The organism is Fusicatenibacter saccharivorans, assembly GCF_027667425.1.
GTDB lineage: Bacteria > Bacillota > Clostridia > Lachnospirales > Lachnospiraceae > Fusicatenibacter > Fusicatenibacter saccharivorans.
Map to the genome: position 1 here is coordinate 160,365 of NZ_JAQEGR010000004.1, position 26,241 is coordinate 186,605.

Consider the following 26,241-nt stretch of genomic DNA (forward strand, 5'->3'; position numbering starts at 1 on the left):
CGTCCGCGGCGGCGTTTTTTAATGCAATTTTTATGAAAGATTCAGCCGTCTGCTTAAGATATAGCGGCAGATCAGGAACAGAACAACGCAGAGCACCACGGTGATGATAAGTGTGGAAACCGAGGATGTGGTAACCACAGCAGTCGGTGTGGAGTCCTGGAAAACACGGACGATGCTGATTCCGCCGAAGATCTGGATCACGGTAGTCATGCCGATGTAAGAGAGGACAGCCGTCAGAATTTTGTGGCTGGATACCAGGCTTCCGATGCTGATGGCGGCATAGAACAGAAGAATGCCAAAGAACAGCGAAGCGAAGAAGCCAACGATGGAAAACAGTGCCATACCGATGTGGTTCGTGATGCCGATCAGGGAAAAAGCAGCATCGGCAACACCGGTAATCTGTGCCCAGAGATAGGACAGAAAATCGGAAAAGGTCATGGCCTTGTTGTAAAAAAGCAGGGTGTTTGCGGTAAAATACCGGATTGCGTACGGCAGAAGCAAAAAAGCGAAGGAAGCGAGAACGGAAAGTGCGTTTAAGATGCTCCATGCGCCGAAAACCAGCATTTTGGAGAGAATATGATCCGTTGCCGATACCGGAAGGACGTTGGTCAGATACCCTTCGTCGGTAAAAAGATTTTTATAGTAGCGCTGGATCATCAGCACCTGTGTCATGACGGATGCGGCGATCACAATCAAAACGTACGCAAACAGATAGAGGACGATCAGCAGATCCGGCAGCTCAGAAATCTGGGAAAAGAGGAATCCGAAGCCTCCGAGAGCGCCCATGAAAATGGCAGCACCGTTCAGCAGCGCCATGTTTTTCCAGCATGCTTTCCACTCATGTTTCAGACATTTTTTTAACATTTGAATACCTCCCTGAAATAAGAATCAATCGATTCACCCTCCTGCATCCGGATATCCTCAACCGAGGCGTGCAGTTTTAACTGGCCCTCCTGAATGAAAATGACTTCATCCAGAATATTTTCGACATCTGAGATGAGATGGGTTGAAATGAGGATGGATGCGTCCGGGTCGTAATTGTTTAAAATCGTCGATAAAATATAATCGCGCGCAGCCGGGTCAACGCCTGCAATCGGTTCATCGAGACAGTACAGCTTTGCGCGGCGGCTCATGGTAAGAATAAGCTGTACCTTTTCCTTTGTTCCCTTTGACATGGTTTTTAAGCGATCCTTCGGACTGATTTTTAAAGATTCCAGCATGGCGTTGGCGCGGGAAGTATCAAAATCGTCGAAGAAATCGCTGTAATAGGTCAAAAGATCCGAGACGCGCATCCAGCTGCCGAGATACATTTTATCCGGCAGATATGAAACAATTTTTTTTGTCTCAATACCGGGATGGTTGTTGTCGATACAGATTTCCCCTTCACTTGGCGTAAGCAGACCATTCAGCAGTTTTAGCAGGGTTGTTTTTCCGCTTCCGTTCGGACCGAGCAGTCCGATGATTTTTCCAGAGTCCAGGGAAATATTGATGTGATCGAGTGCGGTATGATTTCCAAAGCGCTTCGTAAGATCTTTACACGTTACAAGTTCAGGCATGATTTTCTTCCTCCTCCATGGTTTTTGCGAGTAACTGCAGGATTTCCTCCGGTGTAATGCCGAGCTGTTTCATATGGGCAACAAAAGCAGATACTTCTGCGGCGGCAAGTTCTTGTTTCATCTGATGAATTAACTCCTTATCTTCTGTGATAAAGCGTCCGCTGGTTCGCTGGGAATAAATGAGTCCGCTGCGTTCCAGTTCGGAGAGGGCTTTCTGCATTGTGTTGGGGTTGACGGCGGCCTCCTGCGCGAGATCGCGGACGGACGGAAGCTTGTCACCCGGCTGATATTGTCCGGTAACAATGTCCATCTGGACCCGCTCGATGATCTGCAGATAGATCGGCCGCGCGGAATCGAGGTTCCATGGCATAATGGCGTTCACTCCTTTTGTACTACTGTATTAATTTGATAATACAATCATACAATCGCTTTAGGGATTTGTCAAGAATTTTAAGAAAAAATTTTAGATTTCGAGGGAAAACTGTGGTAAACTAACCATAAGTGCGGCACAATAAAATTAGAAGAAAGACCGCAGAATCGTTCCGCCTGAAAGGACGGATGAAAGGGAGAATTATGGCAGAAATTAAACTGAAAAAAAGAGAAGAGATGGATCCGGCGTACTGCTGGGATCTTTCCAGCCTGTTTGCCAGCGATGCGGCATTTGAAGAAACAGAGCGGAAAATCGAGAAAAAAATTGAGACATTCCGTTCCAGACAGGGAACCATGAAAGAAAGTGCAGAAGCACTGTACCGTGTCCTTTCGGATCTGGACGAAATCAGTCGTGTATTTTCCAGCCTGTATGTATATGCAAGTCAGAAATACCATCAGGACATGGGAAATCAGAAATATCAGGGATATGCAGGAAAGATGGACAGCATGATGGCGGTTCTCGCAGACGCAGCTTCCTTTGTGGAACCGGAAATTCTGGAGCTCGATGAGGAAACGGTTGCGAAATTTGAAGAGACGTATGAACCACTCCGTCTGTATGACCGCGTATTAAAAGAAAATTTCCGAAAAAAGGAGCATATTCTTTCACCGGAAATGGAGGCTGTTCTTGCAAAAGCCGGAGAGATGGCAGCCAGCCCGGATCAGATTTTCTCAGCTTTTTCAAATGCAGACCTCAGATTTTCACCGGTCACGGATGCCAAAGGAAATCAGGTTCCGTTAAGCCATGGTACGTTTATCGGATTTTTACAGTCGAAGGACCGCCGTGTGAGAAAAGAGGCGTTTGAAAAATATTATGCCGAATATGAAAAACACAAAAACATGCTTGCCGCAACATTTGGCGCAAATCTGAAGCAGGCAGCGTTTTTCGCAGATGTGCGGAAGTATCCGTCTGCTCTGGCAGCGTCGCTGGATGGCGGAAATATACCGGTCTCGGTTTATGACAAGCTGCTTGAGGCAATTCATGCAAAAATGCCGGCCATGTATCGTTACGTGGCATTGCGCAAGAAGCTTCTTGGGGTAGAAGAGCTTCATATGTATGATGTATACGTTTCTCTGACGAAAAAGTACGAACAGAAGTATACGTATGAGCAGGCGACCGAGATTGTAAAGAAAGCACTTGCTGTGCTTGGTGAGGACTATGTGGCACTGCTGGAAAAAGGATTTTCAGAGCATTGGGTTGATGTCTACGAAAATGAAGGAAAACGCAGCGGCGCTTATTCCTGGGGATCTTACGATTCTCATCCGTATGTGCTGATGAGCTTTGACGGAAACATTGACTCTGTCTTTACCCTGGCGCACGAAATGGGTCATTCGCTGCATACCTGGTATTCCAACCATACACAACCGTATACGTATGCAGAGTACCGTCTTTTTGTTGCCGAAGTGGCATCAACCTGCAATGAGGCTCTGCTGATCCGCTATCTGCTTGAGCATGCGAAGGAAAAAGAGGAGAAAATTTTCCTGCTGAATTATTTCCTGGACCAGTTTAAGGGAACGGTATTCCGTCAGACTATGTTTGCAGAATTCGAAAAACGGATTCATGAGAAAATGGCAGAGGACGGCACACTGACCGCAGATGGCATTTCCGAGCTGTACCTGTCGATCAATAAGGAATATTTCGGACCGGATATGATTTCAGATCCGCAGATTGCGCTGGAGTGGGCGAGAATTCCGCATTTTTACACGCCGTTCTACGTGTATCAGTATGCAACGGGTTTTTCCGCTGCGATTGCGATCAGCAGCAAAATCCTGGCTGGGGAACCGGGCATTGTGGAAAAGTACAAACAGTTCTTAAGCGGTGGCTGCTCGATGGATCCGATCGACCTTTTAAAAATCTGCGGCGTCGATATGACAAAGCCGGAGCCGGTGGAAGAGGCACTGGATGTCTTTGCTTCTTATGTGGAGGAACTGGAGAAGCTTACGGCACAAGAAGAGTAAAAGTTAAAAGTGCATAAAAAACAATGGAAATATGTGTGAAAAATATACAAAGTTTGGCGCGCTTTTCCCTTGAAAAAGTTTTTGAATATGTTACAATATTATTACGGAATAAAAATAGAAAACTGGGATATGAAAAAAAATTGCGATTAAGAGGGAGAATTTCCATATTTCTGTCGAAGAAAGGAAATTAAGCAAAATATTTTCGGAAGGCGGTTTTGACCTTAAAAACAGGGCAGCCGCAGCCGGTTTTTTGAAAAAACAGACGGATAGCAGATGAATAAAGGGTGAGAGTATGAATTTATATGAGGCTATTTTTGTTAGAAAATCAGTAAGAAATTATTGTTTCGACACGCTTCCGCCGCAGACATTAGATAAGATTTGGGAGCATTACAAGGAAATGCCGGCGTTGTTTTCCGGCATCGGTGTGGATATGGCGATTCTGGACAACCGGAAAGGGCAGGAGAGAATGCTCAGTATGTTCAGTGTGAAGGCGCCGTATTATATGGCTTTTTATTCGGAGGAGTCAGAGCGATACCTGATGAATGTGGGCTATATTATGGAGCAGATGGTGCTGTATCTGTGCAGTATCGGACTGGGAACCTGTTTTATCGGAAGTAATCGTGTGAAAAAGGCGGAGCTTGAGAAGAACGGAAAGCGGCTGGTGGGGATCGTCGCTTTTGGTAAGAGTCATGGTTCGCATACGAGACGGCAAAGTGAGGCAAAGAGACTGCCACTGGAGGATCTTTGCGTGTTCAAAGAGGTGCCGCGGCAGTGGATGACGCAGATGCTGGAGGCGGCGAGACTGTCGCCATCCAGTATGAACAGCCAGCCGTGGAGATTTGTGGTTTATGATAACAGGATTCATATTTTCTCGAAGAAGCACAGTGTGGAGAAGCTTCGGAAGTGGGATGAGGTGAATTTTGGGATTATGTTTGCAAATATGATGGTGGCAGCGGAGGAGCTGTGGCTGGATGTCGACCTGATCAGACTCGGGGATATTTCGCAGAAAAACTTCTCAAATAATCAGTATGTGCTGAGCGCGATTCTGAAGGCGTAGAGGTGAATACGGACGACCGCGGACGACCTCGTGCGGCTTCGTACCTGCGGTGCAGCGGGCGAGAAAAAGAGGGCGGAACTTGTGGCGCGGAAGGGGCCCGGAAAAATGGGAATCAACGCAATTCGTCAGGAAACCTGATGGTTTCCCGACTCAGTGCGTTTTGACCTCTGGTGTTGTGCACCAGAGGTCATCCCATTTTTCCGGGCCCCTTCTGCGCTCACAGTTCTTGCCCTCTTTTTCTATGCCCGCTGCACCGCAGGCACGAAGCCACGCGAGGTCTGACGGTGGGGACGGGGGTAAAGCGTCTGGATCCGCCAGGAGGCGGATCGGCGTGAGCATGTGGGGTGGATAGAGGTCTGGATCCGCCAGGAGGCGGATCGGCGTGAGCATGTGGGGTGGATAGAGGTCTGGATCCGCTAGGAGGCGGATCGGCGTGAGTATGTGAGGTTGGGAGGACGGATGGAAAGGAGTCTGGATTCGTCAGGAGGGTGGTTCGGTGTGAATTTGTGGGGGGAAGACAGCTGTGCGGGTGTCTGATGGAGAGCGAAAATTGAGGGAATCGTAGATACTTTTGATTTTTTTTGAAAAAAATTGAAAATAGGTATTGACAAATGAGGGGAGTTCCTGTATAGTATCATTTGTAAGGTGCAGCGAGCACTTAGCAAGATAAAAATTAATAAATGCGCGAGTGGCTCAGGGGTGGAGTACAACCTTGCCAAGGTTGGGGTCGCGGGTTCGAATCCCGTCTCGCGCTCTACTGGAAACCGGAATGTGTAAGCATTCCGGTTTTTGCGTTGTGGAAAAATAGATGAAAAAGAAATCTTATTTTTAAAACTTAAGAATATTGCATTTTAAATTTTCATATGCTATAATGCCGATAGGCAATGAAATGAATGGCTTGCAAAGTCAACAAAAGCCCCACGAGCTGCAACTCGTGGGGCTTTCTGTGCCTTTTGGGCAAGGCGGCTTAAACCTTAGGCTGGCTGCCAGTTATTTCTTACCGTCCAGCCATTTGCAGATATAGTAGGCTACTATACTTGCCATAACGGAAAGAAAAAATGAAATGAATAGTTCTTGCACTGTCAACCCTCCCTTCTCTGCCTGTCTGGGAGTGGCAACGTTCATTAGTATAACATACAATTCTTATTTCTAAAATAAAAAAATTCCCTGTTTTTATAAAAATTCAAGGCTTCGAAAAAAAAGTTCTTGCCCGGTAGTTACTACCGTACGGTATGCTAAGGATAACAAAGCAAATCAGCGAAAGGGGAATGTAGTATGAACATTACGATGGAGAATTTTAAAACCGCAAAGTATGATGTGTTTTCTATTTTTGATGACCGCTGGGGTTTGTGTACTGCGGGTACGCCAAGGGAGTATAATACGATGACGATCGGGTGGGGTACGATGGGGACGATCTGGGGACCGCCAAAGAAAGGAAAGCAGATCATTACCGTATTTATCCGTGAAAGCCGCCGGACGCATCAGATTCTGCAGAAGGAAGACGAGTTTACGGTCTGCTTTTTTCCAGAGAAATATCGGAAGGATCTTGGAATCCTGGGATCAAAATCGGGAAATGATGTGCCGGATAAGATCAGTCTGACCAGTCTGACACCGAAGATGCTGGGAAATGCGGTTGGATTTGAAGAGGCAGAGCTGACCTTTGTCTGCAAAAAAATCTATGCGGTCAGAATGGAGAAAGAAGATCTGCCGGAATTTACGCGCGATACTTTATATAAAGATGGCGATCTCCATTATCTGTATATGGGAGAGATTGAAGATGTCTTTGGCATGATTGAGGAATGAAACAGGAAAATTGGCGTGATGTATCAGTATTTCTTATCACAATCTTGTATATACTGCACCGGGCAGAAAGGCATCAGACTGCGTGAAATGCGGAAAATGTGAGAAAGTATGTCTGCAGCACCTGCAGATCAGAAACCTGCTGGAGGATGTGGTGAAAGAGTTTGAAGCGGAGCGTGCTTGAAAAAATTTCCGAAATTTACAAAAAGTACATCTGATCAGGGAGTAACCTGATCAGATGTACTTTTTTGTACGCAGTATATCAGAGTTTGATCCAAGGGGACCATTCTGCTGCAGAATAATTGGATTAATAGTTGGCTTTATAAGAATTTCTCTTTTCCGCCGTTACGCGGTGCATCCGCTCTGCCATTACAACCATCAGAATCAAAATGGCCATCAGGAATACCGGATACAGTCCGAAGGAAATATGCTGGCCGAGAACACCGAAAACCGGCGGCATCAGGCAGGTTCCGACGTAAGCAAAGGCCATCTGGATGCCGATGATTCCCTGGCTTAAGTCGGCACCGAAGTTTGCCGGTGTCTCGTGAATGATGGAAGGATAAATCGGCGCACAGCCAAGTCCGATCAGGATCAGGCCGATAAACAGAAGGGAATCGCCAAGCGGCAGCAGCATCAGAATCGTGCCGACTGCGATCACAGCCTGTCCGAGCCGGATCATTTTCTGGTCATTTAATTTCATTGTGATGAAACCGCAGAAGAACCGTCCGATCGTGATGCCAATGTAGAACAGGCTTGCCCAGCTTGCCGCACGCTTTGCATCGATGCCGCGGAACAAAGTACAGTAGCTTGCAGCCCACATGCCGGCAGTAGATTCTACCGCGCAGTAGCAGAAGAAGCAGGTCAGAACCTCTTTGACACCGGGAACGCGGATCAGGCGGGAAAAACTTCTCTGTTCCGGAACGGAGGTCTCATCTGCAGAAGCATCAGCAGATGGCTTCTGCCAGAGCGGAAGACTGAAAAATAAAATCAGAGTCAGCACAATCTGAAACAATGCGATGGTACGGTAGCCGTTGTTCCAGGTGGAATGATTGATGGCATATCCCATGACGACCGGACCGGTGCTGCATCCGACGCCCCACATACAGTGCAGCCAGCTCATATGGCGGGCTTTATAGTGCAGGGCAACGTAGTTGTTCAGGGCTGCGTCCACGCTTCCGGCGCCGAGGCCATAGGGGATACCCCAGAGGCAGAGGGCGAGAAAAGAGTGGCTGACGGAGAATCCAAACAGCGCCACTGCTGTTGTGAGAACGCTTACTGCCGTGATTTTTCCGGTGCCGAAGCGGGTATTCAGACGGTCGCTGTTCAAACTGGATACGATTGTTCCGGCGGCAATAATCATAGAAATGATGCCGGCAGAAGAAACAGAAGTTCCAAGCTCCTGATACATGACCGGCCACGCTGAGCCGAGCAGAGAATCCGGCAGTCCGAGACTGATGAATGCCAGATAAATGACTGGTAACAAAAGTGAAACCATGGTAAAAACCTCCTCTTAAGAAAAGATAAAATAAGAATGAATCGTTTTCTTGCGTTTAACGCAAAACCAAGATTCATAAGCAGTTTTAAAGTATCATAACCGATAAAAAGAATCAATACTTTCTTTTTTTGATTTTACAGTAAAATCTTTGTGGAAAAAGCTGTAAATTTATTTATTAATGTAGATTATTTTTTATATCAAATTTATTAGTTGTACTTTACAGTACGGAGAAGATCGTGGTACACTAAAAGAAGACTGGTTGCGGTTCCCGCATCGGTGAACAGTAACCGGGCATCCCGGTTTGCCGGGGCATTCATATTTAAGAGAACACAAGGGAGAAAAAATACACAAAGAGAGGTAGACAAGAAATGGGAGGCTTTTTTGGAGTTGCATCAAGAAAAGACTGTACACTGGAACTGTTTTATGGAGTAGACTATCACTCACATCTCGGAACAAGAAGAGGCGGTATGGCGACATACGGAGCAAATGGCTTTTCACGTGCTATCCACAACATTGAAAATTCACCGTTCCGTACAAAATTTGAGCGTGATGTGGAAGAAATGGAGGGAAACCTCGGCATTGGCTGCATTTCCGACTATGAACCGCAGCCGCTTTTGATCCAGTCACACCTTGGAAGCTTTGCGATTACCACGGTTGGAAAAATCAACAACATGGATCAGCTTTTAAAAGAGGTTTACGGCAACGGCCGCACCCATTTCCAGGAGATGAGCACCGGTCAGATCAATGCGACCGAACTTGCGGCATCTCTGATCTGCAGTGAAAAGACAATTCCGGAGGGCATCCGCCATCTGCAGGATGTTGTTGACGGTTCCATGACCCTGCTGCTTTTGACAAAAGACGGCATCTACGCTGCGCGCGATAAAAAAGGCCGCACCCCGCTTGTTATTGGCAAGAAAGAGGGAGCGTACTGTGCATCCTTTGAAAATTTTGCATATCTGAACCTGGGTTACACGGATTACCATGAACTCGGACCGGGTGAGATTGACTTTATTACGCCGGAGAGCGTCGAGATGCTCGTGCCGCCGCAGGAGGAGATGAAGATCTGTTCCTTCCTGTGGGTTTACTATGGTTACCCGACTGCGTCCTATGAGGGGATCAATGTAGAGGAGATGCGGTATCACTGCGGTGCCATGCTTGCCAAACGTGATGCGGGAAGCAATGTCCACCCGGATCTCATTGCAGGCGTGCCGGATTCCGGAATTGCCCATGCAATCGGCTATGCGAATGAGTCCAAAGTTCCGTTTGCAAGACCATTCATCAAATATACCCCGACCTGGCCACGCTCCTTTATGCCGACAAATCAGGAACAGAGAAATCTGATTGCCCGAATGAAGCTGATCCCGGTGCAGGCACTGATCGATCAGAAAAAACTGCTGCTGATCGACGACTCCATCGTGCGCGGTACGCAGCTCCGTGAGACAACGGAATTTTTATATCAGAGTGGTGCAAAAGAAGTTCATGTCCGCCCGGCGTGCCCGCCGCTGTTGTATGGCTGCAAATTCCTGAATTTCTCCCGCTCCAAATCCGAGCTGGATCTGATCACCAGACGGATTATTCTGGAAAAAGAGGGAGAAAACGCAGAGAAAGTACTGGAAGAGTATGCAGATCCGACCAGCGACCGCTACGAGTCCATGTGCCAGGAAATCTGCCGCCGTCAGAATTTCACCAGCCTCAGATATCACCGTCTGGACGATCTGGTAGAGTCGATCGGACTGCCGAAATGCAAAATGTGTACCTATTGCTTTGACGGAAAAGAATAAACAGGTTATAATGGTTTTTAAACAGGCCAGCTGACAGAAAAATAAGAGTCTGTCGGCTGGCTTTTTTCTGTAGGAAAAAGAAGAAAAATATATTGGAGGCTTACCTATGGGGATTAGTATTCTGATTGTAGATGATGATAAGCTTCTGGTGGAAAAGCTGGAAGAAACCGTCAACTGGAGCGGAATTGGAATTGATATGGTATTTACGGCAAACAACATCCGCCAGGCGCAGAAGCTGCTGGAAGAGTATCCGATTGAAATGTTGCTGTGTGATATTGATATGCCGCAGGGCAACGGGCTGGAGCTTCTGGAATGGATCCGGTACAAAAAGCTGGATATTGAATGTACCTTCCTGAGCAGCTATGCAAATTTCGCGTATGCGCAGATGGCGCTGAAGCTGTCATCAAGGGAATATCTGTTAAAACCGATTTCCAATGTGGATCTGGAAACAGCGCTGCGCAGAATTGTCGGGATTGTGCAGGAAAAACATCAAAAACAGAAGAAACAGGAGAAAAAAGGAGAGAATGAAAAGCAATTCTGGGAGGATCTTCTGGTTCAGTGTCTGCAGGAGGAGTATTGGATTGAAAGGGCAAAAAAGAGAGGGTATTGTACTCCGGATGAGACCTTCCGTCTGATTCTGCTGCGTGTACTGGAGATTCCGGATAAGGAGCATTATAAAAAAGAGATCAGCTTATATAATTTTGTGATTACAAATGTTCTGACGGAATATGTGGAAACAACAGAAATGCAACTGGAAACCGTGGTACATGTCAGTGATCTGGAATGGGCAGTTGTGTTGCGAAATCACGGAAGTGCGATGGGAACGCAGGAGGAACTGGCAGGACTGCGGACCTGTCTGGCGGGCGCATTTCCGGCAAGATTCTGTATGTATATGGGAAAATCGGTGGTACTGGATGAGATTCCAAAGAGCCGCGATCAGCTCGAAGAGATGGAAAAGTATGTAGTGCCGGACGAAACAGGAATTCTGTATGAGACACGCTGGTCCTTTGTAGAGCGCGATTATCAGGAAGTGCCGTGGAAAACGTATCTGGCTGAGATGGAGCGATCCGATTCCCTTGCGGCTGTGCGGGAAAAGCTGCAGGAATATCTGAAAAAGCGTGAGAAAAGCGGCGGTCTGCGAAAAGATTTCACAAGTCGTTTTTTTGAAGAAATGATACAGAATATATATGTTTATTTAAAAGAGAGCAATATTGTTTTCGGACAGATTTTTGACAGTGAAGAGTATGAAACGAAACGGAGAGAGGCGGTTCTCTCTGTGGTAGGTGCCCATGCGTTCATCGATTATCTGTTTGATGTGCTGGAAGGTCAGAAAAAGAACGAATCCCGCAGTGACAATGTGGTGGAGCAGCTAAAAGACTATATCGAACAGAATCTGAACGAGGATCTTTCAAGATCCGTGCTTGCAGGAAAAGTGTTCCTCTCAGAGGACTACGTTTCCAAAATTTTTATGAAAACAACGGGAATGTCGCTTCCGAATTATATTGCTGAGCGGCGCATTGAGCGGGCAAAGGAGTATTTGCGCAGTTCATCGCTTCCGATTAGCAAAATTGCGATGGAAGTCGGCTATGGAAATTTTTCTTATTTCAGTAAAACGTTCCGGGAGCTGGTCGGATGTACACCAAATGAGTACCGGAGCAGACAAAAATAACAAAAAAACGATGTCAATAACAAAAAAACGTTCTGATTAAAAAAGAGATGTGAAAAGACATCTCTTTTTTAATATACAGACTGCCGAAAAATGATAGAAAAACGCCCCTCTTTTTTGTATAATATGTTCATCGGTTGAAACGAGAGCATGAAAAAGAAAAATTGTAACGATTCAGAGCCATGCGAAATGGAAGAAAAATCGAGATGGGACTCTGAACAGTTACGAAAAATTTAAAGGAAAGAAGGGATGATATGTGAGCGCCAACCATAGTAAAACCAAAAAGAAGAGTTCCATAGGATTTGTAGAGGGAGTGAGAAGAAGCAGGCCATTATATTTACTGATGATTCCTTCTATTATCATTTTTGCACTGTTTACGTACTACCCGATGTACGGAATTGTGATTGCATTTAAAAACTTTACACCTGCGGATGGAATTATGGGAAGCAGCTGGGCTGGACTGAAATACTTCAAACAGTACTTTAACTCCTATCAGTTCGGTCTGACCATTAAAAACACAATTATCATCAGTCTTTACACCATCGCGGTAACATTCCCGCTTCCGGTTATCATGGGACTGCTGGTTAACCAGATGAAGGCACAGAAGTTTAAAAAATTCTTCCAGGTATCAACCTATCTGCCGCACTTCATCTCCACCGTTGTTATGGCCGGAATGCTGATCCTGTTTCTTTCCCCAAGTACAGGTATTATCGCAAAGCTGGTCGGACTGCTTGGATTCAAGCTCCCGAACCTGATGGGAAGTGCAAAAGCATTCCCGCACATTTATGTATGGTCTGAGGCATGGCAGCATGTAGGATGGGACAGTATCCTCTATATCGCAACACTTTCCTCTGTAGACCCGACCCTGTATGAAGCGGCAACGATGGACGGCGCCAACAAATGGCACAAAATGATCCACATCGACGTTCCGGCTCTGCTGCCGACGGCAACCATCATGTTTATCATGAGAATGGGAAGCGTTATGAGCGTTGGATTTGAGAAGGTTTACCTGCTGCAGAATACACTGAACAGTACCTCAAGTGAGATCATTTCCACCTATGTGTATAAGATGGGCCTTGTGAGCAGCCAGTACAGCCTTTCCGCTGCAATTGGCCTGTTTAACAACATTATCAACCTGGTTCTTCTTCTGGCAGTCAACTTCATTTCCAGTAAAATGAGTGATACCTCACTGATCTGACAGAATTTTGAGCCTACATAGGAATGGAGAGCAAAGATATGAGTAAAGCAAAAGCAGTATCAACAAATAAAGTAAAGAAATCCAGAGAAGACTGGATTTTCGATATCATCCTGTATACGATCGGCGTGCTTCTGATCATCATCACCCTGTATCCGATGTACTTCATCGTCATTGCATCGTTCAGTGATCCGGCAGCCGTATCCAACGGACAGATTATGTTACTTCCAAAAGGAGTTAACTTCAAAGGATACAAACAGCTGGCGAGCTATGCAAAGCTGTGGACCGGCTACCGTAATACGATTGCTTACGTAATTATGGGAACGCTTGTGACACTCGTTGTCAATATTCCGGCTTCCTACGCGCTTTCCAGAAAGCATTTGTATGGAAGAAGATTTTTCACAGCATTTTACCTGATCCCGATGTTCTTCACCGGCGGTCTGATCCCAACCTACCTGGCAGTACAGAGATTTCATCTGCTGGACACCTTCTGGGTTATGGTTGTTCCGTTCTCCGTTGTAACGTATTACATCATCGTAGGACGAACGTTCTTCAACAACAGTATCCCGGAGGATCTCTGGGAGGCGGCGCAGCTGGATGGATGTGGATACCTTGGATTCTTCTTCAAGATTGTGCTTCCGCTTTCCAAAGCCGTTATCGCTGTTATTGCCCTGTGGGCAGCAGTAGGACAGTGGAACTCCTACTTTAATGCATTGATTTATATCCGAAGCGAAAGTCTGCAGCCGCTGCAGATTGTCCTTCGAAGCATTCTGGTCGGCAATCAGACCATGAGTGCCATGAGTACCGGCGCTGCAGCTGTTGAGGCAAAGCAGATGGCCGACCTCATCAAATACGCGATCATCGTGGTTTCCTCCGCGCCGATCATGTGTATGTACCCGTTAGTGCAGAAATACTTCAATCAGGGTGTTATGCTCGGATCACTAAAAGGCTGATCCTGCGGACAGGAGAGAAGTATTGCAAATAAAAAATCATAAAGGAGAGATGATGATGCGAAAGAAAACAAAAATGGCCTGGAGCGTTGCTCTTTCGGCCGCAATGGCAGCCGGACTGCTTGCAGGATGTGGAAGCAATGGAGGAACGGAAAGTACGAGTGGAAGCACTGCAGCAAGCTCTGCCAAGACAGAATCTTCTGCCAGTGACACGACAGATACCAGTGACCGCCCAACCTATAAGATTGCAACGGTAAGATGGACCGATACCTGGCCGACCGATTTCCTGCATGAAGGCGTCATGAAAGAAATCGAGGACAAGATGAATATCAACATCGACTGGCAGGTTTATTACAACAGTGACTGGTCCGAGCAGAAATCTCTGCTGCTGGCTTCCGGAGACCTCCCGGATGCATTTCTTGGCTCCATCTGCTTAACACAGGCAGATATGGCACAGAACAAATCGGCATTCCTGGATCTGACAGATCTGATCGAAAAAGATATGCCAAACCTGAAAGCAGCCTTTGAGGCTGATCCGGAACTGAAAGCAGTCTGCACCAGCCGTGACGGAAGAATCTACAGCTTACCGAAGAAGCTTCCGCTTCGTCCGAAGGTTTGCGGCGATGTTATGTGCATCAACCAGGAATGGCTGGATAACTTAGGACTGGAAACACCGAAGACCTATAAAGAACTGGAAGAGGTTCTTGTTAAATTTGCGACAGAAGATGCTGACGGCGATGGCGATCCGACCAACGAGATCGGTATCACAAATGCGGCAAGCAGCGGACTGTTAAGCGGTGATCTGCGCCACATCCTTTCCCCGTTCGGAACCATGGTAAGCCGTGACGGAAACTACATGGGACTGAATGGCGAAGGAAAACCGGTCTTCATGCCGATGGAAGAAAATTACAAAGAAGCAGTAAAATGGATGCGTCAGTTATGGGAAGAGGGCGTTGTTGACCCTGAGTACTTCACACAGGACGGCTCTATGCAGACAGCAAAACAGCAGGCAGATGGCGGTTCTCAGGTAGGTCTTATCTTTGGATGGACTGCAGATGCTCAGGTTGGCCCGAACGTAGATCAGTTTAAGACCCTTGAGGCAGTAGAAGGCTACGATGGAAATCACTACGTAGAAGCAGCAACCAATTACCTTGATATCTCCGACCGTGAGCTCATGATCTCCAAAGACTGTAAAGATCCTGACACTCTGCTGAAATGGGCAGATGAATTTTATACCGATCTTGCATCGTTACAGACCTTCTATGGTACGATCGGAAGCCAGATCACAGACAATGGCGACGGAACCTACAATGTAGATGTGCCAAGCGATGGATCTTCTCTGGATACTTCCGCATGGTCCAATTCCTTACGTGACTTCGGACCAAAATACATGAACGAGGATTTCTATGACAAAGTTTCTCTTCCGGAGGATCAGGGCGATGGTGTCAAACTGGCCGATGATGCAATCAATGAGAAATACGTTGATACTGAGAAAAACTGTGGATTCCCGATGGTTCAGTACACTGACGAAGACCTTTCCAGAATCACGGCAATCGGAACCGATATCTATAAATATGTAGAAGCACAGTATGCACACTGGGTAGTAGACGGCGGCATCGATGATGAATGGGATTCCTACATCGATCAGCTGAAAGCTATGGGTATTGACGAGTTCCTCCAGATTCAGACAGATGCTTACAATGCATACAAAGAAAATCTGGCAAAATAAACAGAAAATAACATTACCTGTAAGAATCAGGCGTTGATCCGGCGGATCAATGTCTGAGGTGCAAAATAGCAGGAGAAACGGCAGGCCAGAAATGACCTGCCGTTTTTGACAAAAGGAGGATTTTTACATGTTTTTGGAAAAAGAGGGTAAGTTAATTTATTCTTACGATGGCGAGACCGTCTGCATCGAAGCGTGGGGAAAAGATGCACTGCGTGTGCGCGCGACAAAAAATCGAAGCTTTACCGGCCGCGACTGGGCGCTGGAAGCAAAGGACGCGCATGCGGGAGAGGTTGAAATCTTTGAGGATCCATCAGCAAAAGGCGGAGCCTTTGCCAATATGTACGAGGGAACGGATACTTCCTACGGAAAAATCACAAATGGAAAGCTTCATGCAGTGATCGATTCCGGCAGCGTCATTACGTTCTATCATGAGGATGGAAGAGTTCTGTTAAAGGAGCATTTCCGCCGTCTGCGCGACGAGGAAAGCATGCCGCTCAACATCATGGGACGCGAGTACAGCAACGGTGTCGGGGATAATTTCCGTATTGTAGCGCGGTTTGTAGCAAGAAAAGGTGAGAAAATCTTCGGAATGGGACAGTATCAGCAGCATGAGCTGGATCTGAAGGGCTGTATGCTGGAGCTGGCACAGAGAAACTCACAGGTCAGTGTTCCGTTCTATCTTTCCAGTATCGGCTACGGCTTCTTATGGAACAATCCGGGCGTCGGACAGGTGATGTTTGCGAATAATGGAACGGAATGGGTAACGGAATCCGGGAAAGAAATCGATTATCTTGTGATTGCAGGTGATACGCCTGCCGAGATCGAGGAGAATTATATGACGCTGACCGGAAAACCGCCGATGATGCCGGAATATGGCATGGGCTTCTGGCAGTGTAAGCTCCGCTACTGGAATCAGGAACAGCTTCTGTCTGTAGCAAGAAAATACAAAGAGCTTGGCGTACCGCTTGATGTGATTGTCGTCGATTTCTTCCACTGGACAAAGCAGGGCGAGTTCAAATTTGATCCGAAATACTGGCCGGATGTGCCGGGCATGTGCCGCGAATTAAAGGAGATGGGAATTCAGGTTGTTGTGTCGGTATGGCCGACCGTTGACATTTATTCCGAAAACTTCGAGGAGATGAAAGAGAAGGGCTATCTGGTTCGCACGGAGCACGGTGTACCGCTGACGATGCTCTGTGGTGGAAATGAAGTCTTCTTCGATGCAACCAACCCGGATGCAAGAACATATGTCTGGGAAAAAATCAAGAAAAATTATTACGATCAGGGTGCAAAACTCTTCTGGCTGGATGTGGCAGAGCCGGAATACAGCGTTTACGATTTCAAGAACTACCGCTATCAGCTCGGAAGCGTACAGGAGGTCGGAAATATTTATCCGAAATATTATCTGAAAGCGTTCTATGATGGCATGACGGCAGAAGGCGATACTATGCCAATCAGCCTGATCCGTTCTGCCTGGGCAGGCAGCGCGAAATATGGTGCGCTCGTATGGTCAGGCGATATTGTAAGTACCTTCGAGTGCTTCCGGCGCCAGGTACAGGCAGGGCTTAACATGGCGATTGCCGGTATTCCGTGGTGGACCACCGATATTGGCGGTTTCCACGGCGCCAGAACCGACGACCCGGATTTCCATCGTCTGTACATCCGCTGGTTTGAGTACGGATGCTTCTGTCCTGTCATGCGTCTGCATGGAAACCGCAATCCACAGGAGGGCTACGGTGCAGAGCAGATCGGCTCCGGCAGCGATAATGAGATCTGGAGTTTTGGCGATAAGGCATATGAAATTTCAAAGAAATATATTTTCCTGCGTGAGCGCCTGAGAGATTATATCCGGACACAGATGAAGAAAGCACATGAGGACGGAACTCCGATGATGCGGCCTGTTTTCTATGATTTCCCGACAGATCAGGAAAGCTGGAATGTGGAGGATGCTTATCTGTTCGGACCGGATCTCTATGTTGCACCTGTGATGGAGGATCACGTAACGGAGCGCGAGGTTTATCTCCCGGATGGAACAGCATGGTTTAACGCATGGACCGGAGAAAAGTATGAGGGAGGACAGAACGTAACGGTTGCTGCACCGCTGGATACTATTCCGGTATTCGTAAAAGAAGGAGCGGATGCAGAAAAGCTGCTGAACATTTTCTCTGAATAAGAGAATGTTACCGCTCACCGGTAGCAGGCGAACGGCAACAAAGAATCCTGTTCTCACCATGTGAAACACGGACTTTGCATGCACAAAGCGAAAAAATGTGATATAATGGGCTGTGTTACAAAGAACATAGCTGCAAATATATTCTGTGAGTGTAAAATGACTGCCGGAGCTGCGCGGTAAGGTGCGGCGTCCGGCAGTCGCTCTGCAGACAGAAAAAAGGAGGGGTGGATGCGCTTATGAATCTCTGGCAGAAAGGAAAACGAAGGATGCTGCGCAGCGTTCGAATACGCAGTTTGAAGGATACGTCCCTGCGGCTTGGAACTCCGGTTTTTCTGGTCCTGATGGGGCTTGTTGTCTGCCTGCTCTGGGGCGTTTGGGAAAACCGCAAGCTGGCAGATAAATATATTGCCGATACGGCAAAGCTCTATGTCGATCAGATCAACCGTGATATGTCGCAGATCAACAGTGAACTGATCTATCTGCTGGATTCTGACAGCAACATCAAAGAAATCCCGGATCAGATAACATCGACAGATGCTCAGTATTATGAAATGGAGCAGACGCTGCGGGAGCGAAACCGTGTGCTGAAAATCCGTTACCATGAGGTACAGACCTTCTTCGTCTACGGTCAGAAAGCCAATGTTCTGATTACGGACAGTGGAACTATGTTTACCGAGAGTAAGGGAATGACAACGCTGAATCAGATGCTGATGTCATATCTGCAGATTATGACATCAAAGGATTCGATCAGCACACAATGGACTGTGATTACGTTTGGCGACGACGACTATATTGTAGGCTGGTACGCGAAAAACAAAAAAGTTATCGGCTGTGTCATCAATCTGAACCTGATTTTCCGAACCATCCGCGCCAAAACAGAGGAGTATGATGTCATTCCGTTTATGGTGGATGCCAGAGGCCGTGTCATGACGCAGGCAGATACGTCGGAAAAATATAAAAATGAGATTATCGATTTTTCCAAAGCGGGAAAGAAGAAGAAAAATGCGACGGTCTATTCCTACCAGCTTGGCACGGTCGGAAAAATCAATCTTATGGTTCTGCCGGGAGGAGGTATTCTTGAGAATGTACTGATTATGCAGATTGCATTCGTCGTCCTGATCGCGGTTCTTCTGATTGTCTGCGCATTGGAAATTACAGCATATTACCACCGGATTCTGGAACCGCTGGAAAAATTCGGACAAAAACTGGAGGAGCTGGAAAAAGAGCAGAGTCTGAATGATGATGGAAGCAACAATCTGTTAGAGCTGGAGTCTGTGAGCGGCAAATTCAAGGAACTGCTGCGGAAAATACAGGGATTGAAAATTGCGATCTATGAAAAAGAGCTTGCAGAACAGAAAGCCGAGCTGGAATATACGCAGGAACAGATCAAGCCACACTTCTTTCTGAACTGCCTGAGCCTGATCCATGGCATTGCGGATAAGAATAACGAAGGCGAGATCGTTGAGATCACAACGGTGCTGTCCGACTATATGCGCTACATTTTCCAGGATTCCAAGAAGCAGCGCGATGTGGAGGAAGAGCTGGAACACATTGAGGCATATATCCGCATCCAGAAGCTGCGGTACGGAGAAGAAGCCTTTTCCTTTGAAGCAACGACGGATGGTGATATCGGAGAATGGAAGGTTCCGTCTCTTCTGCTGCAGACACTGGTGGAAAACTCCGTAGTACACGGTGTATCCCTGGACCGGAAGAGTGAGATTTCCCTATATCTCACAAACGAGACGTACGAGGACGGTGAGTACCTCTACATCTGTATTTCCGACACCGGAAACGGATTTTCGAAAGAGGCACTGGATGCAATCGAAAACGACACGCCTATCATCTACCACGGCCGTCACCATGTCGGCATCTCCAATATAAAACGCCGCCTGGCGCTGATGTACGGCGAACGGGCGAGCATTACGTGCTCCAATATGGATGAAAATTACGGAGCCGTCGTAGAGGTGCGGCTGCCTAAAACAGAATAAAGCGAAAAGAAAAAAGGCGGGAACCCGGAGAAACATAGAGGGTTCCCGCCTTTTTGCGTGAAAAAACTGCAGGAGCTTCCGGAACCTGATGGCTCCGGGAAGCTCCTGCAAAGGGGGAGATGATTCAAAAACTGTTTTCTGTATCAGATACGGGAAACTCCGTCATCGGTATAACGCTCGTAGGAAGCGCCTTCGTATCCGACCATGCGGATGCTTTCCTCTTTGATATCCGGTATGGATTCTGCAAAATCAGCAACCGGGATTGCGCAGCCTTTGCGGATGAAGAGCGGAACCTCATTCAGGGCAACTTCTACATAGTGGATACCTTTTGGAAGAACCTCCTGGAACATGTTTCCATTGCCGAGGAATTTTACAAACATCATTTCTTCCGGCAGATATACGTAACGGCCGATGGCATTCTGGGTGTAAACCGGTGCGATCATGATCTCATTACCGATCATCAACTGATCTTCTGTATTTCTTGCCAGTTTGTCGTCCGGATAAACGAAGGCAAGCGGTTTGAAGTACATATCGTCGTTTAAAGCAGCCTTCATGTACTCGCTGTACAGATACGGAACGAGGCGGTAGCGGACGCCGATGACGTTGCGGAAGTCCTCGATATGCTCAAACTGGTAAGGTTCCTGCTCACGTGTTCCGAGTGCAGCATGGTTTCTCATCAGAGGAGTGAAAACACCAAGTGCCAGCCAGCGGAGCAGCAGGTCTCTTGTGGTATTTGTACCGAATCCGCCGAGGTCGGCTCCGGTATAGAGGAAACCGCACATGTTGAGGGACGGCATCATCTTCAGGTTCAGCAGGATGTGTGACCACCACGAGCAGTTGTCTCCGGTCCAGATTCCACCGTAACGGTGCATGCCGATGTAGGAAGAACGGGAGAACATCAGGATTCGCTTATCCGGGGAAATTCGTTCAAAAGCTTCACCGGCAGAACGTGTCATGTTGTAGCCAAACAGATTGTGTACCTTGTCATGGCGGACCTGTTCGCCGTTTACGTTGTGATAGAAGCGTTTATAGTCCTCATGGTTGTTTGCCAGTGCCTGAAGCTTTCCGCCTACCATGTAGTGCGGAACCTCCGGGTCACCTTCCACATATTTCTTTGCAGTCTCCTTGAAATCAGCAAGGCCTTCCTGGGAATAGAAGATGGATGGCTCGTTCATGTCATTCCAGAAGGCATCGATTCCCTTGGAAACGAGAACATCGTATTTGTCACCAAACCATTTTCTGGCATCTGCATTTAAGACATCCGGGAAATGAGTCCAGCCCGGCCATACAGTAGCTTCGAAGTAGGAGCCATCCTCACGGCGGCAGAAGTAGCCTTTTTCACAGCCCTCTTCGTAAATGTCATAACCCTCTTCGACTTTCACACCGGCATCGATGATCGGAACGAGATGGATCTTTTCTTTTTTCATATCCTGTACAAATCCCTCGAAATCCGGGAAACGTTCTTCATTTACGGTGAAGTCCTTGTAATCCTGCATGTAGTCAATATCCATGTAAACCATATCGAGCGGCACATGGTTTTCGCGGTATTTTTTCACTACCGTGCGGAAATCATCCTCTGTTTTGTAGCCCCAGCGGCTCTGACCGTAACCGAAAGCAAACTTCGGAGCAATGTAGCTGCGTCCGATGATGCCGCGGAACTGTTTTACGATATCAAGATCGGAATCACCGGTGATCATGTAAACGTAGAGATCTGCGTTTTCGCAGGAAACGGTCATTGTATCGGAAGTCGTGTAGCCGATATCGAAACGCAGGGTGCCCGGATAATCGAAGAAGAATCCTACGTGTGTCTTGCCGGAGATGATGATGAAGTTGTGTGCTGCATACAGAGAGGTTTTGCTCTCTACGTGATTTGGATCATCGGCGCAGTCACTGATGTAAAGAAAGCCGCGTTTGTTGATGCCGCGGTTGGCTTCGCCAAGTCCGAATACCATGTCCTCGTCAGCAAGCTTTGTAGTGAAGGAGAAGCCGTTCTCGGTGGAGAAGGTACCGTAATCCGGGTTTCCTTCGGAAGAGGGGATCTCTTTTACGACAGCTTCGGTTTCAAATGGGGTTCCGTAGACAAATTTTTTTACCATGTCATCCTCCTTGTAAAATAAATGGAAAATATAGTGTTTTGGTTAGGTTTAGCGCAACACCTTTGTAATTTTATTATAACAGGGATCGGAAAAATGTCTAGCAAAATTCTTCCTTTTTTTAACAAAAAAACGTGTACAGAAAAAAATCAGGTTATGTTGGCAGGCCTTCTGCGCGTTTCCGGAAATCTCTCGGCGTACAATGGTAAGTACGCAGAAAAATTTTGGAATAATAACTCTGATGATTGAAACCGCATGCGGTACAGATTTCCGCGATGGACATTTTGGTTGTGTTTAGCAGATGACAGCTTACTTCCAGACGGTAATGATTCAGAAAATCAATTGGGCTCTGGCAAAGATAGCGGCGGAAAATCTGACAGCATTTATTGCGGCAGACTTTTCCGGCGGCGGCGATCTCTTCCAGATTGATGGATTCACTGTAGTGGCTGTAAATATAGGAAACCATATCGCGCTGGATCAGAAGATCTGGATCCTGTGAGACGGCGGTGTTGCCGTCCGGCATCATCGGATGCGTGCGCAAAAGACGGCACCACAAAAGGGAAAGCAGAGCAGCAGCCTCGATTTCGTAGGCGGTTGGCTGTTCCTTCTTCAGCCGGAGAATTTCCGGGAGGGTCTGCAGCGCTTCAGTATCTTCCGGATTTTCCGGCTTCAGATGAAGATATTCCAGAGCCGGATTCGAAAGAACCGGCGTAATATAAGACTGGTACAGAACGCTGTTCGCGGTGAGGATTTTCGGATGGCACAGGATACAGATAAAGTCACATTCCTGGCCGTTTTCGGAATATCCGTAGTGCATCTGGCGGGAATTGACGATAATCGCCTCCCCGGCGTTTAAAAGGACTCTTTTTCCATTGATATAGTAGTTCATCTGACCGGAGCGGATCTGTACCCATTCGATATCCTCATGCCAGTGGCAGAGCGCCCGGTGATCTGGATAGGAAGAAAGCAGTCCTTCCCGGATATAAAGCGGAATGCCGACTTCATCGTAGCGGACGATCTCGGATGCGTCCTGCATGACTTTTGTAATTGGGTCATTTATCATAAAAACCTCCGTGAAAAAGTACAATTATTATAAAAAATAAGGAATATTGTCGTAGAAAAAACGCAAAACCTAAGATAATATGATTATAACATATACGTGTATGGAATAAAACAGAAAAAAGGAAAAAGAAATGAAAAATCAGAGGGAAATCAAGAAAAAAGATCCAGAATTCTACCGGAAACTTCTTGCACTGCTGATCCCGATGGTTGTACAGAATCTGATGAATGCACTGGTAAGTGCGTCCGATGCGTTAATGGTCGGTACGCTGGACCAGAATTCCCTGTCCGCAGTTTCGCTTGCCACACAGATTTCTTTTGTCCTGAATCTCTTTTATGCGGCGATTACGATCGGAACAACGGTCATGGTCGTTTATTTCCTGCTGAATCTGGATGAAATGATTAAGCTTCCTGCCGTTTACAGACACTATAAAAAATATCAGTGGGTGAATAATATTACCAGGGAGGATACAGAACAATGAAAAACGTAGAGAGAAGAGACAGACAGTTACCGTACATTTCCGATGCAGAGGTGATGGAGCAGCAGATGAATGCGAGAAGACTGACGCAGAAACTGAACACCATCGACCGTTCGGATTTTGACGGAATCGCAGCCATTGTAAAAGAACTGTTTGGAAAATCCGAGGGTGCATTTGTCAATCCGCCATTTTACTGTGACTATGGCTTTCATATTGAGGTCGGAAAAAATTTCTTTGCAAATTATAACTGCACCATTCTCGATGTGGCAAAGGTAAAAATCGGAGACAACTGCCAGATGGCGCCGAACGTTGCCATCTATACTGCAGGTCATCCGGTGCATCCGGCGGCAAGAAACAGTGCGTATGAATACGGCATTGAAGTTACCATCGGAGATAATGTCTGGATTGGCGGAAATACCGTTATTTTACCAGGCGTACATATCGGAGATAACGTTGTTATCGGCGGCGGAAGTGTTGTAACAAAGGACATTCCGGACTGGTCGATTGCAGCAGGAAATCCGTGTAAAGTCATTCGGAAGATTACCGAAGAAGATAAACAGTATTATTTCAGAGATAGAAAATTTGATGATGAAGCATGGGAGGTCATCAAAAATCTGTAAAAACGAAAAGCTTTCTTGGGCAGTTGTGCGATGAAAAAAACTCTGTACCGTATCCATCCGGGAATTTCCGGGGATGCGGTGCAGAGTTTTTTTGCGATAGGGAGACAGGAGATTCTGCCGGATTTTGCTGTGGCAAAAAAATGTGAATCCTGCTTTTGTGCAGCAAAAAATGCCCAGAGCCGGAATCGAACCAGCGACACGAGGATTTTCAGTCCTCTGCTCTACCAACTGAGCTATCTGGGCATTTTGATTTCCTGTTGGAAACCTTTGTTAATATAACATGGATTCGCGAAAATTGCAACTGTTTTATCGAAAATCTCGAAAAAATTGTGCTTTTGGAGGAATGGCGGTGTATTTTCGTTCGAGAATGTGGTAGTATAAAAGATATGCAAAGAGGAACCAAGGAGAAGTATTAGAAAGATTATGAAAATTATTCTGACTGCGGTCAACGCAAAATATATTCATTCCAATCTCGCAGTTTATACACTGCAGGCGAGCGCGGAGAAAGCCGGCGTGTTCCCGGAGATCCGCGAATTTACGATCAATCAGTCAAAGGATTCCATGCTGCGAAGCCTGTTTCTGGCGCGTGCAGACGTTGTCTGCGTTTCCTGCTACATCTGGAATATATCAATCGTAGAGGATCTGATTACAGAATATCATAAAATCAGTCCGAAAACAAAGATCTGGCTTGGCGGGCCGGAGGTTTCGTACCATGCAGAGGAGATGCTGGAACAGTATCCGTTCCTTGCCGGAATTATGAAAGGCGAGGGAGAAGTGACTTTCCGGGAAATAGCAGTTTATTATCAGAACCAGGGGAATGGGATGGAGGGGAAAACGCTGGAGGAGATCCATGGCATTACATACCGTGATGCAGACGGTGCAGTCAAAAGCAACCCGTGGCGTCCGGTTATGGATCTGTCCGAGGTGGATTTTCCCTATGCAAACCTGAAAAAATTTGAGAACCGCATCATTTATTATGAGTCGAGCCGTGGCTGTCCGTTCTCGTGCAGCTACTGCCTTTCTTCCATTGATAAAAGGCTCCGGTTCCGAAATCTCGATCTCGTAAAAAAGGAGCTTGCCTTCTTTTTGGAGCAGAAGGTACCGCAGGTTAAATTTGTAGATCGTACCTTCAACTGCAAAAAAGATCACGCAATGGCGATCTGGAAATTCATCGCAGAACATGATAATGGTGTGACAAATTTCCATTTTGAAATTGCTGCCGATCTGATTACGGAAGAAGAGCTGGAACTTTTGAATACGCTGCGGCCGGGACTCGTACAGCTCGAGATCGGCGTGCAGTCTACGAATCCGCAGACGATCGAAGCAATTCACCGGAAGATGGATTTTGGAAAAGTGACAGAGATTGTCAATCGGATTGCGAAAGGAAGAAACATCCACCAGCATCTGGACCTGATTGCGGGACTTCCCTACGAGGACTATGCAAGTTTCCGCCGTTCTTTTGCGGATGTCTATGCGCTCCGGCCGCAGCAGCTGCAGCTCGGATTTTTAAAAGTGCTTCGAGGCTCCTTTATGTATGAGCATACGAAAGAATATGACTGCCATTATCAGGAACGGGAGCCGTATGAGGTGCTTTATACAAAATGGCTGCCGTATGATGATGTGCTGAAACTGAAAGACGTGGAAGAGATGGTAGAAGTCTATTACAACAGCGGTCAGTTTGTCCACACGCTGCCGATGATCGAGCGGTTGTATGAGAACCCGTTCGACTTCTTCCAGGAACTCGGTGATTTCTACCGGGCAAAGGGCTACAGTGAGGCGGCGCATAACCGGATCCAGCGGTATGAAATTCTGCTCGAGTTTTTACGGGACGAAAAACAGCAGGACGAAGCATTCTTCCGCCAGATGATGGTACTCGATCTGTATGCGCGGGAAAATATGAAGACGCGGCCGCATTTTGCAAAGGATCCGTCGGAATGGAAAAACGAATCGCGTGATTTTTACCAGAAGGAAGCCGAAACGAGAACGCTTCTGCCATCGTATACGACATACGATTGGAAGCAGCTGCAGCGCATGACGCATGTGGAAGTTTTTGATTACGATGTGCTCGGAAACGGGGAAAAGGCGCGTATGGTACTCCTGTTTGATTATCAGAAGCGCGATCCGCTGACGGGAAATGCGGAGATGATCGACTGTAGTGAGCTTTTTTACGCTTGACATTTCAAAAGAACATGAGATACTAGAAAAGGTAATAAAA

19 protein-coding genes and 2 tRNA genes are annotated in these 26,241 nt (G+C 46.9%); 14 read left to right on the forward strand and 7 right to left on the reverse strand.

Annotated features, from left to right (window positions below):
• Window positions 1–30 precede the first annotated feature (30 nt).
• Genes PGS38_RS05295 through PGS38_RS05305 form a run of 3 tightly spaced genes read right to left on the reverse strand, consistent with a single transcriptional unit; the run spans window position 31 to window position 1,926 of the window.
• Window positions 31–864 carry a hypothetical protein gene (locus PGS38_RS05295; RefSeq protein WP_118594993.1) on the reverse strand — a complete coding sequence of 278 codons (834 nt, stop codon included), beginning with the start codon at window positions 862–864 and terminating at the stop codon, window positions 31–33.
• Window positions 858–1,556: an ATP-binding cassette domain-containing protein gene (locus PGS38_RS05300; protein ID WP_118594992.1), complete on the reverse strand. Its 699-nt coding sequence runs from the start codon at window positions 1,554–1,556 to the stop codon at window positions 858–860. Before PGS38_RS05300 ends, PGS38_RS05295 begins: the two co-directional genes overlap by 7 nt.
• The gene (locus PGS38_RS05305; RefSeq protein ID WP_118594990.1) at window positions 1,549–1,926 is read right to left on the reverse strand and encodes a GntR family transcriptional regulator; all 378 of its coding nucleotides are present in this window, start codon (window positions 1,924–1,926) and stop codon (window positions 1,549–1,551) included. Before PGS38_RS05305 ends, PGS38_RS05300 begins: the two co-directional genes overlap by 8 nt.
• A gap of 203 nt (window positions 1,927–2,129) precedes the next feature.
• Here PGS38_RS05305 and pepF point away from each other — a divergent pair, with 203 nt between their 5' ends.
• The 4 genes from pepF to PGS38_RS05325 all read left to right on the forward strand — a co-directional run bounded on the left by pepF (window position 2,130) and on the right by PGS38_RS05325 (window position 6,801).
• Window positions 2,130–3,941 (forward strand): oligoendopeptidase F, encoded by a 1,812-nt coding sequence (gene pepF, locus PGS38_RS05310; RefSeq protein ID WP_118594989.1) that lies wholly within the window; start codon window positions 2,130–2,132, stop codon window positions 3,939–3,941.
• A 292-nt stretch (window positions 3,942–4,233) separates the two neighbouring features.
• Window positions 4,234–4,998, forward strand: coding sequence for a nitroreductase family protein (locus tag PGS38_RS05315; RefSeq protein WP_022462268.1), 765 nt, complete (start codon window positions 4,234–4,236; stop codon window positions 4,996–4,998).
• Between the two features lie 682 nt (window positions 4,999–5,680).
• Window positions 5,681–5,752: transfer RNA gene (locus PGS38_RS05320), tRNA-Gly, on the forward strand.
• A 521-nt stretch (window positions 5,753–6,273) separates the two neighbouring features.
• Window positions 6,274–6,801, forward strand: coding sequence for a flavin reductase (locus tag PGS38_RS05325; protein WP_117509337.1), 528 nt, complete (start codon window positions 6,274–6,276; stop codon window positions 6,799–6,801).
• Between the two features lie 304 nt (window positions 6,802–7,105).
• On the opposite strand, the gene PGS38_RS05335 is transcribed toward PGS38_RS05325, so the two are convergent.
• Window positions 7,106–8,293, reverse strand: coding sequence for an MFS transporter (locus PGS38_RS05335; protein ID WP_119188502.1), 1,188 nt, complete (start codon window positions 8,291–8,293; stop codon window positions 7,106–7,108).
• A gap of 368 nt (window positions 8,294–8,661) precedes the next feature.
• Between PGS38_RS05335 and PGS38_RS05340 the strand changes: the two genes are divergently transcribed.
• The 7 genes from PGS38_RS05340 to PGS38_RS05370 all read left to right on the forward strand — a co-directional run bounded on the left by PGS38_RS05340 (window position 8,662) and on the right by PGS38_RS05370 (window position 19,775).
• Window positions 8,662–10,074 carry an amidophosphoribosyltransferase gene (locus PGS38_RS05340; protein ID WP_055227987.1) on the forward strand — a complete coding sequence of 471 codons (1,413 nt, stop codon included), beginning with the start codon at window positions 8,662–8,664 and terminating at the stop codon, window positions 10,072–10,074.
• Window positions 10,075–10,180: 106 nt separating this feature from the next.
• Entirely contained in the window at window positions 10,181–11,743 is a 1,563-nt protein-coding gene (locus PGS38_RS05345; RefSeq protein WP_117804703.1) for a response regulator transcription factor, read from the forward strand.
• 253 nt (window positions 11,744–11,996) lie between these two features.
• Complete coding sequence (locus tag PGS38_RS05350; protein WP_243104862.1) at window positions 11,997–12,938, forward strand: ABC transporter permease; 942 nt, start codon at window positions 11,997–11,999, stop codon at window positions 12,936–12,938.
• Window positions 12,939–12,976: 38 nt separating this feature from the next.
• Entirely contained in the window at window positions 12,977–13,888 is a 912-nt protein-coding gene (locus tag PGS38_RS05355; RefSeq protein ID WP_119188503.1) for a carbohydrate ABC transporter permease, read from the forward strand.
• Between the two features lie 55 nt (window positions 13,889–13,943).
• Window positions 13,944–15,614, forward strand: coding sequence for a type 2 periplasmic-binding domain-containing protein (locus PGS38_RS05360; RefSeq protein WP_158554970.1), 1,671 nt, complete (start codon window positions 13,944–13,946; stop codon window positions 15,612–15,614).
• 127 nt (window positions 15,615–15,741) lie between these two features.
• A complete protein-coding gene (locus tag PGS38_RS05365) occupies window positions 15,742–17,787 on the forward strand; it encodes a glycoside hydrolase family 31 protein (protein ID WP_117760707.1) in 2,046 nt (681 codons plus the stop codon).
• Between the two features lie 236 nt (window positions 17,788–18,023).
• Entirely contained in the window at window positions 18,024–19,775 is a 1,752-nt protein-coding gene (locus PGS38_RS05370) for a sensor histidine kinase (protein ID WP_118600861.1), read from the forward strand.
• 143 nt (window positions 19,776–19,918) lie between these two features.
• Here PGS38_RS05370 and PGS38_RS05375 read toward each other — a convergent pair whose 3' ends face one another.
• The gene (locus PGS38_RS05375; protein ID WP_022462406.1) at window positions 19,919–21,871 is read right to left on the reverse strand and encodes a glycoside hydrolase family 31 protein; all 1,953 of its coding nucleotides are present in this window, start codon (window positions 21,869–21,871) and stop codon (window positions 19,919–19,921) included.
• A gap of 151 nt (window positions 21,872–22,022) precedes the next feature.
• The gene (locus PGS38_RS05380; protein WP_022462407.1) at window positions 22,023–22,931 is read right to left on the reverse strand and encodes an AraC family transcriptional regulator; all 909 of its coding nucleotides are present in this window, start codon (window positions 22,929–22,931) and stop codon (window positions 22,023–22,025) included.
• A gap of 130 nt (window positions 22,932–23,061) precedes the next feature.
• On the opposite strand from PGS38_RS05380, the gene PGS38_RS05385 reads away from it, so the two are divergent.
• Together PGS38_RS05385 and PGS38_RS05390 are read left to right on the forward strand one after the other, a co-directional pair.
• Window positions 23,062–23,409 carry an MATE family efflux transporter gene (locus tag PGS38_RS05385; protein ID WP_022462408.1) on the forward strand — a complete coding sequence of 116 codons (348 nt, stop codon included), beginning with the start codon at window positions 23,062–23,064 and terminating at the stop codon, window positions 23,407–23,409.
• Window positions 23,406–24,026 (forward strand): sugar O-acetyltransferase, encoded by a 621-nt coding sequence (locus tag PGS38_RS05390; RefSeq protein ID WP_022462409.1) that lies wholly within the window; start codon window positions 23,406–23,408, stop codon window positions 24,024–24,026. Before PGS38_RS05385 ends, PGS38_RS05390 begins: the two co-directional genes overlap by 4 nt.
• Before the next feature lie 170 nt (window positions 24,027–24,196).
• Here PGS38_RS05390 and PGS38_RS05395 read toward each other — a convergent pair.
• Window positions 24,197–24,269 (reverse strand) — tRNA-Phe (locus tag PGS38_RS05395).
• 180 nt (window positions 24,270–24,449) lie between these two features.
• Between PGS38_RS05395 and PGS38_RS05400 the strand changes: the two genes are divergently transcribed.
• The gene (locus PGS38_RS05400; protein ID WP_118640371.1) at window positions 24,450–26,201 is read left to right on the forward strand and encodes a B12-binding domain-containing radical SAM protein; all 1,752 of its coding nucleotides are present in this window, start codon (window positions 24,450–24,452) and stop codon (window positions 26,199–26,201) included.
• Window positions 26,202–26,241 lie beyond the last annotated feature (40 nt).